This is a genomic window from Lederbergia citri (assembly GCF_018343625.1).
Taxonomy (GTDB): Bacteria; Bacillota; Bacilli; order Bacillales; family Bacillaceae_C; genus Lederbergia; species Lederbergia citri.
This window is the reverse complement of the sequence record NZ_JAGYPG010000003.1, coordinates 218,075-235,163: the sequence shown is the minus strand read 5'-3', so window position 1 is coordinate 235,163 and position 17,089 is coordinate 218,075. Positions and strand designations below refer to the sequence as shown.

Below are 17,089 nucleotides of genomic sequence, written 5' to 3'. Positions count from 1 at the left end.
ATTTCTGTATTCACTACTGTACATTATACACTACTAATCATTAAAAAATACCTTGCAAAGATAATATATCATACAGTACTGTATAATGCAATGTACTAAATAAAATTAATTAGTGTTTTTTTTCAACAAAAAAACCGCTCTTATATTGAGCGGAGATTAGAGATCAGTTAGGACTCTTGGAAGGAAGCATTTTTATCGTCTTCTTCACTTTTAAGGATATCCAGTATTTTATAATTAACATCTTCTTTTACCTTTAAATATTCTCCCCATTCTGTTGATTTCGTAAAGAAATAAAGGAAAATTTCATATCCATCCACCAAATACTTATCAAATGTGACATGAATGGTATCTGGATGAATACCGGGATATGCTTTCAATAACTCTTCTATTCGACGGATGGTCCTTTCCAACTTTTCTTTTGAAGTATCAAGAGGAAGCTTTAAGGAAAATGAAATTTGCCTCTTCCCCATTTTGCTCCAGTTAGTAATCGGCTGGTCAGCAAGTGTAGCGTTTGGTACAGTAACTAGAGCCTGAGTAAAAGTACGCACTTTCGTACTCCGAAAATTTATGTCTTCTACTGTCCCCTCAACACTTGGAGTCGATATCCAATCACCTATTGTAAAAGGTTTTTCGGTAATAATAATGATTCCGCCAAATAAATTGGCAAGCGCATCTTTAGCCGCAAGCGCAAAGGCTAAACCGCCTAATCCCAGGCCAGCAACGAAACCATTAATATCATAGTGGAATTCTTGGGCAATAACAGTAATCGCTATTGCAACTATGATCACCCTAATAGCTTTGGACAAAAATGGAACTAATATATTATCAATTTCAATGTTGTACCTCTTATTAATTCTTGAAAAAAGAAGTGAAGAGGCGTCAGAAAGGTGAACAATCCCCATGCAACAAGAAGAATGAATCCAGATCTAATTAAACTTAAAAAGAGCGGGTCTGTCTGCTCAAAATAAGGAAAATAATTCGCAGCAATATAAATCCCTAGTATGATAAAAAACCACTGCATCGGTTTTTCGAAGGCAATCCAAATATTGGAAAATAGCTTACTTGGAGCCTTACTTGTCAATTTTAAAAATAATGTAAATACATACTTCGCAAAAATTTTCCTCAAAAACAGGAAAAATAATAAAATGGCGATGGATATCAAGATGTTTTTTAAGTTCTCATATGTATTAAGATATTCCCAAAACATGACGAGGGCCTCCTGGAAAATTTCATAAAATCATCGTTAAATGATTTTAACACAAAAAAACCGCCCCAAGTAGAAATGGAGCGGCAGATACCACCTAAATTATTGGTGGAAAAGACGTTTGACTAAAATTATGCCCCTTCGGTTTGAGGCTGAATCTTCATATTAAAGATCGGCAAAATGACTAAAATTCCAATCACGAAAATGAGAGCAGACACTTCAAATATGAGTACAATGGATGTCATTTCCTTTAAAATACCGGAAAGACTCATCGTCAGAACCATCGAACCTGTAAACAAAGGACTTAATGTACCATTTACCCTGCCAATGAATTCTGCCTTCGAACTTTGGAGAATCATCGTGTTAATACCGATATGAATGCATGGGAAAAATAGTCCAGTAAAGAGCTCCGCTCCCAACGTAAGCGGTAGAGAGGTGGAAAAACCAACTACACTCAATCCAATTGAGTTTGCAAGCATCCCTATGACAAGCAGCCTTTGTGACGCGACTTTCCTAGTAAACATCACAGACAGAGCGCCTCCAACAATCATTCCAATTCCATTTGCCATCAATAACCATTGTAAGTTTTCTTTTGCAAGTGCCAATCTTTCTGTGACAAGAAAAATGTTGAGTGGTTGAATCATACCAAGCGCAAATCCTGCGGCCATAAAACAGAGACCAAGAAGTTTTAATTCTTTTTTTGCTAAAACATACTTTACGCCCGCTTTCATTTCCTCTAGAACACTTGTTGTATTGTCCGCTTTTTCCACATCGTGATCAGCTGGGATGAACAAAAGTGCGACAGCTGAGAGAAGGAATGCCACGCCTGTAATAGCAATCGATACATCGATTCCAAATTGTTGGAACACAAATGTACCAACCACCGGACCCAACACCATGAAAACGGCGAAAATTGTTTGGTAAATAGACATGGCTGACTGAATTAATTCTGGCTTCAAATGCATCTTAAATAATTTCATTCCGGACGGCTGGGAAAATTGTGATAAAATCGCTGAAATTAATGTAGCGAAAAAGATAATCTTCCATGAACCAATCACTAATGTAATCAACACTAGAAATATAGAAATAGCACTTAAAATATCACACCATATCATGGTGCGCTTTGGCTTCCAACGGTCTGCGAATGTTCCCCCTATAAAAGAAAAAATAAAGATTGGAGCAAACTCAGCTACGGAAATCATTGAAACGGCAAAGGCATTTCCATTCGTTTTTTCCATTACGAATAAAAGAACAGCAAAATTTCGCACCCAAATACCAACTTGCAGAAACAAGGAAGATACAAAAATGGCACGTACAAAACGATTTCTTAATAACTCTGACATATATACCTCTTTCCAATTTCTTACGAAACTTATTTTTATCTATTAATAGACGATTTACCGGAAAAAATGTTTCACATATTTAAAATAAAAAACAAGGATGATTATTAACTTTGGAGAACAATCTATAGACTACTTTTTTATAAGGAATGAAAACATTGGATAGTATTACAATTATAGAACATACGTTTCCTTTTTGCAATCATTTTTAGCTATCCCCAACTCATAAAATCGTACGCTATGAAAAAACATTATGAATTAGACGTAAAAGTTCTGACTTTCATTGCAAATAATACTAGAATTCCCACATCTTACGCATTTCATTACAATTTAAACAAAAATTTTATCAATTATTACTATTTTTTCATGGAGTGGCATCCAATTTGGATAATATCTAAAACCTCCCTCTGATTATGTTCCTCATCAAAAATACTCGGATAACGAGGAAAATGAACAGAAGGCTAGAATAGTATTAATGGAGGAGATTGAAAAAGCAATGGGCGTGGAAATTAGGTTACACTCAAAAAATATATGGAGATGATGGGTCATGGTATCTGCATTATATTTTGTAGCTGGAAGTTCAGTTTTTAAGGTGAAAAATAATAACTCTGTTTGGAGCCTCAATGAAATGAAGGCACCTCACGATTTCTACTGCTTGGCAGTGGATCCAGTTCGACCAGAAAGGTTATATGCTGGGAGTTTCAATGATGGTCTTTGGATTAGTGATGACGGCGGTATGACGTGGAGGCCAGCTGGAAAAGGGATCATTCATAAACGTGTTTTAAGTGTTGCGATTAGCCCAACCGAAATAATCAATGGATTTAGTGTTGTATGGGCGGGAACAGAACCGAGTGATTTGTTTCGTTCTGAAGATGGCGGGCAAACATGGGTTCATTTCCCTAAGCTCCTTGATTTACCGTCCAAACCTACATGGCGCTTTCCTCCGCGCCCTCATACTCATCATGTTCGCTGGATTCAACCAGATCTTCATGATGAGCAAAAGATTTATGTCGGGATTGAACTCGGTGGTGTCATGAAAAGCGAAGATAAGGGGATTACTTGGAAGGATCGTCAGCCTGGATCTCAATATGATTGTCATACGTTGACGATGAACCCACTTGCAAAAGGTCGTATTTATGAAGCAGCGGGCGGCGGTTTTGCAGAAAGTTTGGATGGCGGTAAGACTTGGGCAACTTTCAACGATGGACTAGGATCAGATACGTATCTTGTAGAGATTGCTGTTGATCCCTCAAATCCTGACATAATGATAGCTTCTGCAGCAAGGGGTGCACACTCAGCCTATGATCCTGAGAGAGCTAGTACAATCATTGTACGCCGTGATAGTGGAGAACCGTGGGAAGTAGTTCAGGACGGCTTGCCTGAGCGTGATGGGTCTTCCATCTTTTCGCTTATTTCTCACGTATCAGAGCCGAGAGTATTTTACGCTGTCAATAATCTCGGAATCTTTCAATCAATTGACGCGGGAAAGAGCTGGAAACCTTTACCCGTTGAATGGCCGGAATCATTATTAAAAGAAAGAGTTCGCTGGTTTGTCGCAGTTTAAGTCTAATGATCGGGGATAGTTATGTATCAGAATAAAGATCGAACGAAACTATTAAATGAGATTACAAGTTTTTCTAAAACGATAAATGAAATCCAAGGGTTGCTGTTGGTCGGTTCAGGCTCGAAAGGTTTTAAAGATGAGTTTTCTGACTTGGATCTTCTTATCGTTGTAAAAAATAGTCAGGATGTAGTCCAAATTCATGATCAACTTCTAAAACACATTCATCAAAATTTTCATGTGTTAAAGGAAAAGGTATATCGCCATGAAGAAGACATTTTTGTAACCTGTTTCTTTTTTGCGAATTTTTTGGAGCTCGATTTAGGTGTATGGTCGAAGTCGAAGCTTAGGGCAACTAAACCACATTGGAAGGTTATTTTTGACCGTGAGGATAACGAGATTCAAAGACTGCTTGAAGAATCGTTAACTTCACAGAGCTTTACAAGCATCGTTGAAACGAGAAAAGAGTCGTTGAGTTTTATATGGCAATTTTTTCGAAGTGCAACGGTTGCTTTGAAACGCCAGCAATATATTAAAGCTTTAAAAGACATTGATGTCATCCGAGACCAAATCATCCGTTTTCTTTGTATTCGAAATGGGATTAACTATGATTTTGATAAATCGATCGATCACTTGGAAAGTCCATTTTTATCAAAACTAAAAAGAACCTACGAAGTAAAAATGAATAATGATAACATCCATAAGGTTCTTTTTGAGTTGATGGACCTTTATTTTGATGTGATTGGTGAGGGTGAAGATAAAAAAATGATTCATCGATTTTTACAAGAAATGCTAGTAGGCTAATAGCTTTTCTCTTGCATAATCTCTAAAGGCGCGCAGTGTAGATGAATTCCATTCCCTGCCGCCTGTTTTTCGTTGTTCTTCACTCACTATTTCGGATGAACGATACACATCGAGAGCTTGTTGAATAAGAGCATGATATTTGTGCGGTAAATGCAATAATCCCCATTCCCCACCTTCGTCTTTACTATGGACAGTTTGGTTGTTTTCGCTCAGTAATTGAAATACCCGACAAATATTTAGAACAGTGTAATACGGGGATTCTAGAATGTTATCACTTTCAAGAATCCATTCAAGATCGTAAATAATCGAATCCATAAAAGATTTCCAAGGATATTGTCCAAAAACATCTTGTATCGGTTGCCCGTACAAGCAAATCCCTCGCTGTAAAACATATGTCAGATGTGAAGGAAGATCAGAGTCGGTCACTTCTAGACTATAATCCACTTCGTTATTTAGTATCTTTTTGGCCCATTCCGTACTGTAATGAAGTTCATATGGAGTTGGCACAGGTACTAGTTTTGCTACCTCTTTTGTAATAATACTTAATTCGACGTCGCCAATTGTAGGTCTATTGTGCGTTTCCATTGCAATCGAAACTCCTACTTTGTTTGCAATTTCTTTATCGAGTTTATGCCCAACAACTATAATAATATCGATATCACTTTTTGGACGATAATAGCTTCCCATCGCCAGCGAGCCATGAAGATAAATACCTATCAAATTTGTACCTAATTCCTCTTCTATTTTTTTCGTCAACGAAATGATAAACATCTTTATATCTTTATCACAATTTTCCCAAGACTGAGGACGGTTCATTTTTAATTCCCCTTTTACTTTTTTATAGAACTTATACGAAATTAGATGATTTTGCGTTAAAAAACCTAACTATTTTAACCTCTTCGTCAAATACAAAACTAAATCATCATCCACTATAATTTGATCGCCATAGGTCAAGAATTTCCCATTTTGAGAAATACCTAAGCCGTCCGGAATATATCCCCTTTTCACATATATTCTTTGGGCTGCTCCGTAATCACTTGTAAGGCCGAAACCGATTCCGATGACATCGTATTGTTCACTAACAATTTTTTCTGCTTCATCCAAAAGAGCTGTGGCAATTCCTTTTTTCTGAAACTTTATTAATACGTTTAAATCCACAATTTCTGGAATAGCTGCCGAAAAGAATGGCTCATAATCAGATCGCCACCTTATCGTTAAGTATCCTGCAAACTCACCTTTGTACTCTGCAACTAATATTTTCCTGAAGCCTTCTTTTTGCTCAGAAAGATAACTTTCGTATTGGGAGATAGGCTTATTCCATCCTTGTTCAGCAAAAGCTTTCGAAATTACCACACAATCTTCTTTTAGCAACTCTCTAATAATTAGACCTTCCATTTATTCCACACCCCGTTTCTTATTGATACGCTTTTATATTTAATAAATCTTCTAGATTTACAATTTCAAAATCCATTTTTTCTAAAGCTTCTATCATGAGCGGAAGAGCTTTTTCCGTTTCCGTTTTATCGGAGTCTGAATGCATTAAGATAATGTCTCCGTTGCGCAAATTTTTTACTACATTATCGACGATGTTAGTTGACTCTCTTTGTGACCAATCCAGTGTATCGATGGACCAAAGAACAATGGAATATCCTTGTTCTTCTGAAACAGAGACTACTTGCTCATTTGTTTCTCCATAAGGTGGTCGTATAATAGCAGGCTTTTTTCCAATTACGGATTGGATTTCTTCACCTGCACTAACAATTTCCTTTTCGACTTCCCCTTTTCCTAATTTCGACAGCTCTATATGATTCAAGCTATGGCTTAAAACTAAATGCCCACTCTCATAAGCTTTTCTAACAACGTCAGTATGAAGCTTTACATTAGTGCCTAAAAAGAAAAAATTCCCTTTAACTTTATAATCATTCAATATATTAATGATTGCCGGGGTGATTATATCATCGGGTCCGTCATCGAAAGTCAAAGCCACTCTCTTCTTATTCGGACCATTTAAATACACATTTTTATGTTCAACTGTAAACTTTTTGATTTGGTCACGCCAGTTTTGCATATTTTTCCACGCTTTGTCGGATAGTTGATTCGAATTCCCTTTTATATCGAGAACATATTGTTCAGCTTTAGCTAGAGCCGGATTGTAAATAGAAATATGGCCCAAACGCTTTGTATCATTGGGGAATATCATTTTTAACTCAATTTCATTTTTCAATTCATAAACATAAATACTTTCCTGATTGTTTTTCCTAATGTCTATTGGCTGCCCAATCTCATGTTCAACCTCTTCAATCGTTAATTCTCGTAAGTTATTATTATAAAAACGTACATCATAGATTTCCCCGTCTTGATTAAAGCCAAAAACCGTGTTTCTTTCTTTATAAGTAGCATAAGAGCCACCTGCTACTTCATCTATTTGATCTGGCTCTCCCCAATCGGACCTTACCTGCTGAATTGTGCTCTCAAAAACAGTAAATGGCGAATCAATCACCATGCCATTATTGGCCAATTTCACGATTTGCTCAATCTCAAAGGAAGAAGGAGAAACTTCTTTAGGATGCCATTCATTATTATTGGAAGGCAAATCTTCGATTGGCAAAGATTTCTTTGTAGAGCAACCTGATAAAATTGTGAATAATATTAAAATTATCAGCAGTATTGGTTTATGCATAATATACTCCTCACCGAAAAAGGTTTTCCCTGATTATAACAATAAAGAGCCTATCCTGAAAATTCTCAAAATAGGCTCTTACAAATTTTATACTTCAGGCGCTTGTCCACCAAATGCTGCCCATTCTTCCCTTGCAGGTCCATATACACCTGGAACGATTAAACCAGCTTGACGCATGAGAACGGTCAATTGACCACGGTGATGGGCTTGATGAGTAATAAGCACTTTAAACGTCGTTGAAATTGACCACATTTCCCCATACATATCTTTTTCTTCTTTCAGTGTTTCATCTGTCCACTGTTCACGAATTGCGGTAACCATAGCATCACTTGAGGAACAGTACGCTTCAGCTATTTCACTAGCAGAATGTGGAACTTTTGAATCATGTGGTGCTCCATCAAATTTTAGTCCAGTCCTCCCCATCATCTCATCCAAAGTAGTGACAATATGCCAAGCAATCCGTCCAAGCGTTCGATTTTGTGGTGATACTTCTTGTGCAAGCGATTCATCCGTCAACACATTAAAGAGTTTTAGCGTTGACCCGCTTTCGTGTCCCCAATCTACCAAAAAATCTTCAATTGTTGTATACATAGTACGCCTCCAAAGTTTTAATAGACAATGTATTCGCTGTAGATTATCAAATTCCTGCCTTATTATTCTCCATTTGCGAAAGCGTAATACGTTAACGCTTTTTTCAATACATTGAGGAGTTTATAGAAGTTTTACAGAATTATATTAGTAATTGATTCAATGTGAGGTGCCATTATGACAGTACATTTTTTGGGAGCTGTTTTTTTAAGAGTGAGTAACATAGAAGCATCCGTGCCATTCTATTCTGATGTATTAGGTCTTAAGCTTCGTGATGTTGAACAATGGGAAAATGGTAGAGGTGCTAATTACATAATTAGTGAAAATTCTCCTTTACTAACATTAATAGAAACAAAGGAAAATTTACATATTTTAAAACAACCAGCCTTTAACTTATTTTGTAATGATGTTTTAAGCATTTATGATCGTCTAAAAACTCAGGGCTATAAACTCGGCGAGATTAATAAATGGTCATCAGAAATGAATGATCACATCTACTTTGATGTATATGATCCTGATGGAAATGCCATTAATTTAATTGAGTGGCATAAAAAAAGTAGCTAATATTCTGATGACTATCCGCTACCATTCAGTTAAAATAAGGATAAATTACCCAATAAGGAGTTGTATGCATCATGATAATCGTTACTACAGAAAATATCGCCAATCATAAAATTAAAGAAGTTAAAGGTCCTGTTTTCGGCTTAACCGTTAGAGCACGCGGTCTTGGCAAAGATATTGTCGCTGCTTTGAAAGGTTTAGTCGGCGGAGAAATTAATCAATACACGGAAATGTTGGAAGATGCACGGAAGCAAGCAATGGATCGTATGGTTGAAAATGCAAAGGTAATGGGTGCAAATGCGATTATTATGATGCGTTTTGATTCAGGTGAAATCGGCCAAAACATGAGTGAAATCGTCGCTTACGGAACTGCTGTTGTAGCCGAAGAGGAGTAAAGAGATGAAATGGTTTCTTGGATTATACGGTTTGCAGATTATCATTGTGATCATCTTAATTTTCGGTTCTTGGTTTATTTGGGATCGCCGGTTTAAAACAAAACACGGTCAGAAGGTACCTGACGGCTTCGTCCGTACAAAAGAGGTTTCTATTGATCCAACAACCCAGAAAAGATTGGTCGTTTATTTTAACCCAGATACAGGAGAACGTTTTTATAAGGAAGAAGATTAACATACATTAGAAAGCCTACTAAAACAGGCTTTCTTTTCTTCATGTTACCCTGATAATTATAGAAAAAATTATTTTCTTCCTGCTAAATTTTTGTAGTATTCTGGTATCAAGTTATCCGTTTTATTCCATTCAATATACCAAACTTAAAAAGGGGATTTTAGTAGTTCATTTTAAAGTGGTGAATAAATGTTGAAAAAAGCGTTCAATATTATACTTCTGATTATTATTTGTATATATTTGTTTCTCACGATCCTGTCTTTTACATATAAACTTGTCAATCCAATTGACATAGCTTCTTTTCAAATTATCATAGGAACAACAGCTTTCATACTTGCAACTGGTTTGTTTATTAAAACTAGACTCAAATAAGCATTAATCCGAATCAATAGACTTTAAAAAGTTATCAATTGTTTCCGGATTAATATCACCTTCAACTATTTCATAATATTTCCCGTTTATTTGCATTGGATTAGAAAAAGTAATACTCATAAATTGCTTGTCGTCCTTATAAAAATCCGCCCTATGAATCCATCCCTTGGATTTCTCATGAAATTTTTCCTTTTTAATTATGTAACCGTCCAACAGATTGTTAAATTCTTGTATCTTCTCTTTATCTTCAAGGGTAATCGGCGGATTATTACCTCTACCATCATAAAATATGATTTTCGTAATCTCACTATACTCCATATATACAGCTTCATTTATCTTTTTTTCTTTGTATTGCAAAACCATATATCCATAAAGAAAAGCTCCAAAAAGAGCAAATATAATAACCGTCATTATTAATTTTTTTATCATACTGCGCCCCTCCTAGTAATACAGACGAAAATTTTCAGGACATAGTTTCAATAAGTGGGCACAGCGTATAAATTATTTTTCAATGCACTCTCCGCAGCCATTGATCCATATAGACCACCTTGCTTTGTCTTTTATACAGAACTTTCTGTGCCTCAAGCTGGCCTAATTGAATCACCTTCGATAAAGACTTCGTTTCAAATCGCCCGATTTCTCGTAAATCAATATCTATTAATACATCAGCATGTTCTTCAAGACAACGATCCGTATTATAATCACTTGCAATATCGATATATCTATTTAACACCGAAAAAAGATTTGAAGGTTGGTTAACATGGGAGCTTTGAACTCGAACCGATGTTACTTTTTCCGCACCCATTTTCCTTACAATATCCGCCGGGTTATTATTCAAAATATAACCATCCACTAAGATTTTATTTCCCGTTTCAACAGGTGAAAATACTCCCGGAATAGCAATGCTTGCACGGATAGCAATCGCCACTTCTCCAGAATCTATGACTTCCATTTCTCCTGATATTAAATCCACACAAATAACAGCAAATGGGATATTCAAATCTGAAAAGTGTTTACCCTCTGTCAACTTTAATAACGTTTGGTAAATGCGGTCCCCTTTGATCCAACCTTTACGACTAAAGCCAATGTCAATATGCCGACGGATTGACAAATCGTGAAGAACACTTTTCATCTGATCCGGATGCATTCCGCTCGCAAACAATCCCCCAACAACGGCACCTGCACTCGTTCCCGCAATATGAGTAATTTCGATTTGTTGATTCATCAATTCTTTTAAAACCCCGATGTGGGCAACACCTCTAAGAGAGCCGCCCCCTAGTGAAAGTCCTGTATTTTTCAATTCCCGTGACCTCCCTCTCTTACCTCAGTTAAAACCCTTTTTTTCTGTTTCGTTTTATAAAATACAAATATTGTTAATATGACAACAATCGCAGCTCCATACCCGTATAGACCAAATGAGCTGAAATAATTTTTAAATGCTTCATAATTCCCCTTAAAATAATCACCTAGCAGCACCATTACATAAGACCAAGGATAAATCCCGACAAATGTTAAAAATAAGTATTTGAAAAAGTTCACTTTGCTTATACCAGCCACATAAGAAATATAATTCCCAATTCCAAATGGCCTCGATAACGCGATGCTCCAAATTCCATAACGCTTAAAATATGCGGTACCCTTCTCCAAACCTTTTTTGAATCGCTGCGGAAAATACCTCTCGAGCTTCTGCCCTAAAAAATACGGTATTAAACTTGATAAACTGTACGAGATAGCCATCCCGATCGCTATAAATATTGTCTGTACATAGCCTGGCGAAAGAACATAGCCATATGAAAGGACAACGATTAATCCTGGAAAAGGCAGGGAAGAACCTTCTAAAAACATTACAATAAATAAGCCTGGTATTCCGATTGTATTGAGCCATTCCAAAAATTGTTGAATCATCGAACTGTAATCCTTTTTTGAACCATAACGGAATGAATTATTTTTGAAATATTGTCGGGATCACCATGTTTTATTTCCATTAAATAAGACTTCAATGAATGTTGAAATTGATTAAATGAAGAGCTATTGAAAAAATCTGTTATTTGTTCTGAAAGTGATTGATTTTGCTTTAATTCATTTACTAGTTTTAGCTCTTTTAATTGCTGTAGGTTGATTTCTTCTTGTCCCGGAAGCGCCGAATGGATAAATATGGGCAGCCTTTTTTTCATTGCCTCACTTATCGTTACACCACCTGGCTTAGTCACGATAGCATCCACCTCGTCGTATAATTGATTCATTTCATTTCTTGAAGTGATATATGGAAGTGGGTAGATATTTGGATTATTCAACTTTTCAATTTTTCGAAATAAATGTTGATTTTTCCCACATAAAACGAGATATTCAACATCCGAGCCATCCTTCTGTTGCTTCATTAAGTCCATGATATTGCCGAGTCCGACACTTCCTCCTGAAACAAGGACCCGATAACGTGTATTTGTCTTCCTCGTTCTAAAGCTCTCTTCTATTTGTTCAGCAGTCGGAATTCCCGTTACATAAATTTGATCCTCTGGAATATCATTTTTGTGAATGAGATCATTCTTTACCTTTTGATTAGGCACAAAATGATAATCAATCCCTTCTCTTCCCCACACATCATTAATGAAGAAATCTGTATACACATTGATAACAGGTGGGATACCCTGATTATCCATTTTTAATTTACTAAGAATGTAGGACGGAAAACCGTGGGTACAAATGATAAGATCGGGTTTTTCCTCCAATACTATTTGCTTCATTTTTTTCATAAATAATATTTCATAATATTTATAGGACCGCGTGGGTTTTGAAGTATTCGCCATTTGACGATACGTCCATGCATATGATTTAGGAAAATAATGAATCCATTCAAGGTAGACCTGAGTCACGACACTTTCAACAACTGGATTCCAAGCACTCAATAAATCTATTTTTTTACAAATGATGCTTGGATCCCTTTTTTTTATATAACTTGTAAGTGTATCAGCAACTTGATGATGTCCAGAAGGCATTTTTAATAGTGGGAAAAATAAAATCTTTTGCATGATTGCTCAATCCTTTCAATGGTTCCCTTTTATCATACGAAATAATTTGAAGCGCCGAACCCCGCCACAGTCTAATGATTGACTAAGACCAGAGACTGATTTTTGTTAACTTGTACATGTCATATATATAAACGCAAAAACAAAGACAAAACCCTACACATAAAAAACACGTATGAAAATGTGGATTTTTTTCATACGTGTTAGTATTTGCATATATTATGAAATAACAATGTCCTGTTCCTGAGTATCTAATCTTTGCAGTTGATGATTGATCTCATCTCGTTTTCTGGACAATCCATCTTGGATACGACGCACTTCATGAAGGACCTGCTTTAGCTTACCTTTTGCATCAGTTATCCGCGAATGAACAGCCCAATCGGAAAAGATATTATCAAAAAATATATCTGTAAAATTGTAAAAATCTTTTTTATTAATTGTGAGTGATTCCGTTGTAACGTTTTGCACATCCATCAATTCAGTTTCAAAAAGGCGTAAAGCTCGCTGCGCACGATGGATCAGATCATCGGAACTATTAATTTGGGAATATTTGATGGCGGATACAATAATCCCTCCACCTAAAAATGTATCCCACAACGATGTTCCTTCGGCGGAACCTAACTGATCAAGAGCGGCATTGAGCAAATGCATTGCATTACGCCCTGCATCTTGCGCTTCTCCTATTTCACGCAGTATGGATTTAAGCGTTACTCTCTCATCTGCAATCTTTTGCAGGGTACTGCTGGCAATCGAGTCATTTTGTCTTATCCAAGCTTCCTTTTCTTTTAAAAAGTCCGTCCAATCCTCATCAATGTATAAAAAGTCAGGATTTTGCATTTCCTTTTGCAAACTCTCCGTCTCTGCTTTAAGGTCCATTACTGTCTTTTCTGCTTCATTATATTTTAATTCCGCTTCGGCAGCCTCGGACAACTCCTTCTCCATCTGTTCGTCCCATTTTCCCGTCCATGACTTTATTTTATTCATAAATGAAAACTTCCCGAGCTTAATGATATCTTGTTGTTCCTTAGTTAATTGTCGATATAGCCTATCTCGCATTGCAATTGCTTCATGTAATCTTCTTTCTGCTCCATCTAAGCGACGCTTAATACGATCTCGTTCAGATCTTTTCGTCGTCAGTTCCAATTGCCGTTCGTATATATCTTGCCTCATAGAGACACCCCCTTACATATTTTACGGGGTATTAAAGGAAGAAGTTTCAGTCTTACTGATTATTCCATAATAATAATTCCTGGTTTCTGGATACGACTTCAATTCGTTTTTTCCTTTTTCACTAATGATATATGTCCCTCTTTTTACTCTTTCAAACCAGCCATAATAATTTTTATGAAGGATGGAAGGAGTTTTATCTCCCGTTCCCAATTCTCTCAAGTTTTTTGGAGAGAGTGGACCAAAATGTTCTAGACAGCATGCAATATGAATGCAATTTTCTTTATAAGCCGTCATTATTTTTGTCTGAGTACTGCCTCCCACATTGTAATCTCCGTGCCTTCCTTTTATTTCTTTAATAAGATTCTCTCTTCTTTTCTTGCTAAACTGCATGCTTTTATTTCGATCGAAAGGACCGGGATCTATTTTAACCTCGGCAAATGCACCTGACTTTTGAAACGAAACAACAATAAGTCCTAGTTCTAATCGTCTAACCAAGTAACAAATATCCTTCCACTTTTTTGTTCGTAAACTAAATTTAGGTTTTGGAATTGCTATATAAACCGTATCCGTAAGGCGCTGCCTTTTTGTAGCTTGGATAAGGAGATCAATATTTAAGGATCGCTTTAATTCAACAATGATTAAGTGATCATCCTTTATGGCAACCACATCACAATGGTGCACCTCTCCATAAACTTCATAGCCTATTATTTTAAAATAATTTTGAATTGGATAAAATAAATCGACTTCTAAGATTTTTCCCATAATTTCGCCTACTTTTTCTTTTTTAAAGAATTTTGAACAATCAAGCAAAGATATTGCAATATAATTTTAAACGAGTTATTATATCAAAAGGCCTAATCCAATTATAAATGTCTGGGATTTATTTTTGGAAAAATTTCAAAAAGAAAAACGGAGATGACAACATGAAGAAACTATTATTTATCATTATGGGTACTTTATTGCTAACAGCTGCCTGCAGCAACAATGAAAAACCTGCAGAAAAAAAGGATGCCGCGGTAGAAAATAACGCATCCGAAACAAGCGAATTAGCAAAGTACCCTGAATATTCCATTGTCAAAGAATATATTCCTAGCGCTACATACAAAGAAAGCCTCGAAAGCGACAATGATGATGAGCGTGTCATTTTGTTTGAAAATGAGAATGGAAAAAGCTTTAAAAGTTTTTATTTAAAGACAAGAAATATCTTACAAATCAGAGATCTTGAAGAAGATCGTCTGACTTATAACAAGATTTTCCGTCCAGAAAAATAGTAAACGAAAAGCTCTGATCTTTTTTTGAGATCAGAGCTTTTTGATTTTATGCAGGAAAAAGAGATTATTTACTTGAATGTAATGGGTATTAAACGCAAAGAGGTGTTTTTTATATGGAGCAAAGGCATGACATATTATTTAAACAGCTGGAAACGTATCGAAGTTATGTGTTAAGCGTTTTGAAAGATGTTTCAGAAGAAAAGGCAGAGATCATACCAGCAGGATTCAATAATAATATCCGTTGGAACTTAGGGCATCTTTATCTTGACCAATATTTATGGATTCAAGCTGTAACTAAAGAGGAAACAGCTGTACCGGAAGAATTCAATAAATGGTTTGGATTTGGAACATCACCTAAGAATTTTACAAATGAAACTCCTTCTTTCGATGAACTTAAAATTCTATTAGAAAACCAGCCTAATGAAATAAAAAGAGAGTACGGAAATAGATTAGAAGAGAAATTTTCACCTACAGAAATGGGGATGCATACGATTGAACAAGTACTGATTCGTACGATTTTTCATGAAGGAATGCATTTACAAACCATTTTGGATATCAAGAAATTAATCTAGTTTTTAATGGCGGAGAAGGTGGGATTCGAACCCACGCGGCAGTTGCCCGCCCTAACGCATTTCGAGTGCGTCCCCTTCAGCCAGACTTGGGTACTTCTCCAAATATGCGGGATGCTGGTGATAGGACTTGAACCTACGACCCCTTCCCTACTAACTGTCCTACACAGCATAGAGCTTACATAAAAATAATAATACTTTTTTATAATCCTTTCAAATGATTTTTCTCATAAGAATTTTGGTAAAATTGCATATTTTTTGTAACATCTGCCCAACTTATTTATCGGCGTTTTCCCCAAAATCACCGTTTTTCACCCATTTCCAGTTATGACAGGTTTCATCTTTTGCCCTTGGACATAAACTGGATAGAGAATATAACATCGAGGTGATTAAATGGAAAGACAATTTTACGGATATCCAGGAATGCCTATGGGCTACCCTATGGGTTACCAAGGTTATCCAATGCAGCATTATGGACATCATCACCATGGGTACCATCATCATGGGCACCACCATCATGGGCATCATCATGGGCACCATCATTATGGATTAGATCAAACCCAGATTCAGCTTCAGAATCAAGCTATCTCACCTTATCACATGACGCACTATGGCCATCATAAGCATCACCACAAGAAGAAGTACTAAGTAAAGAGCAGAAGAAGATACGGGTAATTCTGTATCTTCTTCTTTTGTTTACTTTTTCATAGGTAATATTCCCCTCATTTTTAGGAGGATTTACCTACAATTTGTCGAATAAACAAGTATATATAGCAAGAGTTATCACTAGTAGAAGTTGGAATTTTAAAAATAAGTGGAGGGATATCATTGACAACAAACAATCAAGGGAATCTAGAAATAGGGAAAGGAAGAAGCTCATATTTCGACGGCGGACTTTTTCAATATATAGGATGGGTTATCCTTGGTATTATTGTAACCGTTTGCACTATTGGTATTTGTTACCCATGGTCAATTACAATGATTTATGGATGGAAGATTAATCATACTGTTATTGAGGGCAAACGTATGAAGTTTCACGGCTCCGCAATCGGTTTATTTGGTCATTGGATCAAATGGTGGTTCTTTACACTTATAACTTTCGGAATCTATGGTTTCTGGGTGTTCATAAAGCTAGAAGACTGGAAAGCTCGCAATACTACTTTTGCCAATTAAGGGGACTTAACATTACTTTTTTATCTACGAAGGTCACCAATATAGGATTGGTGACCTTCAGTACTCTTTTTCCTTCACTAAGGGCACAAATACAGCGTTAGGTGACCTTAGTACTCTTTCTACCCTTCACCTAAGGGCATCAATAGTAA

Annotated in this window: 22 protein-coding genes and 1 tRNA gene; 9 read left to right on the top strand and 14 right to left on the bottom strand. The window is 36.3% G+C overall.

Translation table 11 applies throughout. From position 1 onward, the window contains the following. Positions 1 to 167 precede the first annotated feature (167 nt). The 3 genes from KHA97_RS24140 to KHA97_RS17300 all read right to left on the bottom strand — a co-directional run bounded on the left by KHA97_RS24140 (position 168) and on the right by KHA97_RS17300 (position 2,547). Complete coding sequence (locus tag KHA97_RS24140; RefSeq protein WP_233713612.1) at positions 168 to 806, bottom strand: mechanosensitive ion channel family protein; 639 nt, start codon at positions 804 to 806, stop codon at positions 168 to 170. An 8-nt stretch (positions 807 to 814) separates the two neighbouring features. Further along, the gene (locus tag KHA97_RS24135) at positions 815 to 1,207 is read right to left on the bottom strand and encodes a hypothetical protein (RefSeq protein ID WP_233713611.1); all 393 of its coding nucleotides are present in this window, start codon (positions 1,205 to 1,207) and stop codon (positions 815 to 817) included. A 128-nt stretch (positions 1,208 to 1,335) separates the two neighbouring features. Continuing rightward, entirely contained in the window at positions 1,336 to 2,547 is a 1,212-nt protein-coding gene (locus KHA97_RS17300; RefSeq protein ID WP_213126024.1) for an MFS transporter, read from the bottom strand. Between the two features lie 544 nt (positions 2,548 to 3,091). Here KHA97_RS17300 and KHA97_RS17295 point away from each other — a divergent pair. Together KHA97_RS17295 and KHA97_RS17290 are read left to right on the top strand one after the other, a co-directional pair. Then, positions 3,092 to 4,108 (top strand): WD40/YVTN/BNR-like repeat-containing protein, encoded by a 1,017-nt coding sequence (locus KHA97_RS17295; protein ID WP_213126023.1) that lies wholly within the window; start codon positions 3,092 to 3,094, stop codon positions 4,106 to 4,108. A 21-nt stretch (positions 4,109 to 4,129) separates the two neighbouring features. After that, positions 4,130 to 4,909, top strand: coding sequence for an aminoglycoside 6-adenylyltransferase (locus KHA97_RS17290; protein ID WP_213126022.1), 780 nt, complete (start codon positions 4,130 to 4,132; stop codon positions 4,907 to 4,909). Here KHA97_RS17290 and KHA97_RS17285 read toward each other — a convergent pair. From KHA97_RS17285 to KHA97_RS17270, 4 genes are all read right to left on the bottom strand, one after another. Continuing rightward, complete coding sequence (locus KHA97_RS17285) at positions 4,898 to 5,725, bottom strand: aminoglycoside adenylyltransferase domain-containing protein (protein ID WP_213126021.1); 828 nt, start codon at positions 5,723 to 5,725, stop codon at positions 4,898 to 4,900. The two genes, KHA97_RS17290 and KHA97_RS17285, sit on opposite strands and share 12 nt — an antisense overlap. Before the next feature lie 69 nt (positions 5,726 to 5,794). Further along, positions 5,795 to 6,304 carry a GNAT family N-acetyltransferase gene (locus KHA97_RS17280; protein WP_213126020.1) on the bottom strand — a complete coding sequence of 170 codons (510 nt, stop codon included), beginning with the start codon at positions 6,302 to 6,304 and terminating at the stop codon, positions 5,795 to 5,797. 19 nt (positions 6,305 to 6,323) lie between these two features. Continuing rightward, a complete protein-coding gene (locus KHA97_RS17275) occupies positions 6,324 to 7,589 on the bottom strand; it encodes a polysaccharide deacetylase family protein (protein ID WP_213126019.1) in 1,266 nt (421 codons plus the stop codon). Between the two features lie 87 nt (positions 7,590 to 7,676). Next, the gene (locus tag KHA97_RS17270; RefSeq protein ID WP_213126018.1) at positions 7,677 to 8,180 is read right to left on the bottom strand and encodes a DinB family protein; all 504 of its coding nucleotides are present in this window, start codon (positions 8,178 to 8,180) and stop codon (positions 7,677 to 7,679) included. Between the two features lie 174 nt (positions 8,181 to 8,354). Between KHA97_RS17270 and KHA97_RS17265 the strand changes: the two genes are divergently transcribed. The 3 genes from KHA97_RS17265 (at position 8,355) to KHA97_RS17255 (ending at position 9,365) form a co-directional block, all read left to right on the top strand. After that, entirely contained in the window at positions 8,355 to 8,741 is a 387-nt protein-coding gene (locus KHA97_RS17265; RefSeq protein WP_213126017.1) for a VOC family protein, read from the top strand. A gap of 71 nt (positions 8,742 to 8,812) precedes the next feature. Further along, positions 8,813 to 9,133 (top strand): YbjQ family protein, encoded by a 321-nt coding sequence (locus KHA97_RS17260; RefSeq protein WP_213126016.1) that lies wholly within the window; start codon positions 8,813 to 8,815, stop codon positions 9,131 to 9,133. Positions 9,134 to 9,137: 4 nt separating this feature from the next. After that, entirely contained in the window at positions 9,138 to 9,365 is a 228-nt protein-coding gene (locus tag KHA97_RS17255) for a hypothetical protein (RefSeq protein ID WP_213126015.1), read from the top strand. Between the two features lie 372 nt (positions 9,366 to 9,737). Here the strand turns inward: KHA97_RS17255 and KHA97_RS17250 are convergent, their stop codons facing one another. The 6 genes from KHA97_RS17250 to KHA97_RS17225 all read right to left on the bottom strand — a co-directional run bounded on the left by KHA97_RS17250 (position 9,738) and on the right by KHA97_RS17225 (position 14,689). Beyond that, positions 9,738 to 10,163, bottom strand: coding sequence for a hypothetical protein (locus tag KHA97_RS17250; RefSeq protein WP_213126014.1), 426 nt, complete (start codon positions 10,161 to 10,163; stop codon positions 9,738 to 9,740). 79 nt (positions 10,164 to 10,242) lie between these two features. Beyond that, positions 10,243 to 11,034, bottom strand: a complete 792-nt coding sequence (locus KHA97_RS17245) for a patatin-like phospholipase family protein (protein ID WP_213126013.1) — start codon at positions 11,032 to 11,034, stop codon at positions 10,243 to 10,245. After that, positions 11,031 to 11,639, bottom strand: a complete 609-nt coding sequence (locus KHA97_RS17240) for a DedA family protein (protein ID WP_213126012.1) — start codon at positions 11,637 to 11,639, stop codon at positions 11,031 to 11,033. Before KHA97_RS17240 ends, KHA97_RS17245 begins: the two co-directional genes overlap by 4 nt. After that, entirely contained in the window at positions 11,636 to 12,760 is a 1,125-nt protein-coding gene (locus KHA97_RS17235) for an MGDG synthase family glycosyltransferase (protein WP_213126011.1), read from the bottom strand. Before KHA97_RS17235 ends, KHA97_RS17240 begins: the two co-directional genes overlap by 4 nt. A gap of 216 nt (positions 12,761 to 12,976) precedes the next feature. Next, complete coding sequence (locus KHA97_RS17230) at positions 12,977 to 13,927, bottom strand: hypothetical protein (RefSeq protein WP_213126010.1); 951 nt, start codon at positions 13,925 to 13,927, stop codon at positions 12,977 to 12,979. A gap of 21 nt (positions 13,928 to 13,948) precedes the next feature. Further along, on the bottom strand, positions 13,949 to 14,689 hold the full coding sequence (locus KHA97_RS17225; protein WP_213126009.1) for a DUF2161 domain-containing phosphodiesterase: 741 nt from the start codon (positions 14,687 to 14,689) through the stop codon (positions 13,949 to 13,951). A gap of 161 nt (positions 14,690 to 14,850) precedes the next feature. Between KHA97_RS17225 and KHA97_RS17220 the strand changes: the two genes are divergently transcribed. Then, the gene (locus tag KHA97_RS17220) at positions 14,851 to 15,198 is read left to right on the top strand and encodes a hypothetical protein (protein ID WP_213126008.1); all 348 of its coding nucleotides are present in this window, start codon (positions 14,851 to 14,853) and stop codon (positions 15,196 to 15,198) included. Between the two features lie 113 nt (positions 15,199 to 15,311). Continuing rightward, positions 15,312 to 15,770, top strand: a complete 459-nt coding sequence (locus tag KHA97_RS17215) for a DinB family protein (protein WP_213126007.1) — start codon at positions 15,312 to 15,314, stop codon at positions 15,768 to 15,770. 7 nt (positions 15,771 to 15,777) lie between these two features. Here KHA97_RS17215 and KHA97_RS17210 read toward each other — a convergent pair. Then, positions 15,778 to 15,870: transfer RNA gene (locus tag KHA97_RS17210), tRNA-Ser, on the bottom strand. A gap of 326 nt (positions 15,871 to 16,196) precedes the next feature. Between KHA97_RS17210 and KHA97_RS17205 the strand changes: the two genes are divergently transcribed. Together KHA97_RS17205 and KHA97_RS17200 are read left to right on the top strand one after the other, a co-directional pair. Next, entirely contained in the window at positions 16,197 to 16,415 is a 219-nt protein-coding gene (locus KHA97_RS17205; RefSeq protein WP_213126006.1) for a hypothetical protein, read from the top strand. 180 nt (positions 16,416 to 16,595) lie between these two features. Continuing rightward, positions 16,596 to 16,940, top strand: coding sequence for a DUF898 domain-containing protein (locus KHA97_RS17200; RefSeq protein WP_233713610.1), 345 nt, complete (start codon positions 16,596 to 16,598; stop codon positions 16,938 to 16,940). Positions 16,941 to 17,089: the final 149 nt, after the last annotated feature.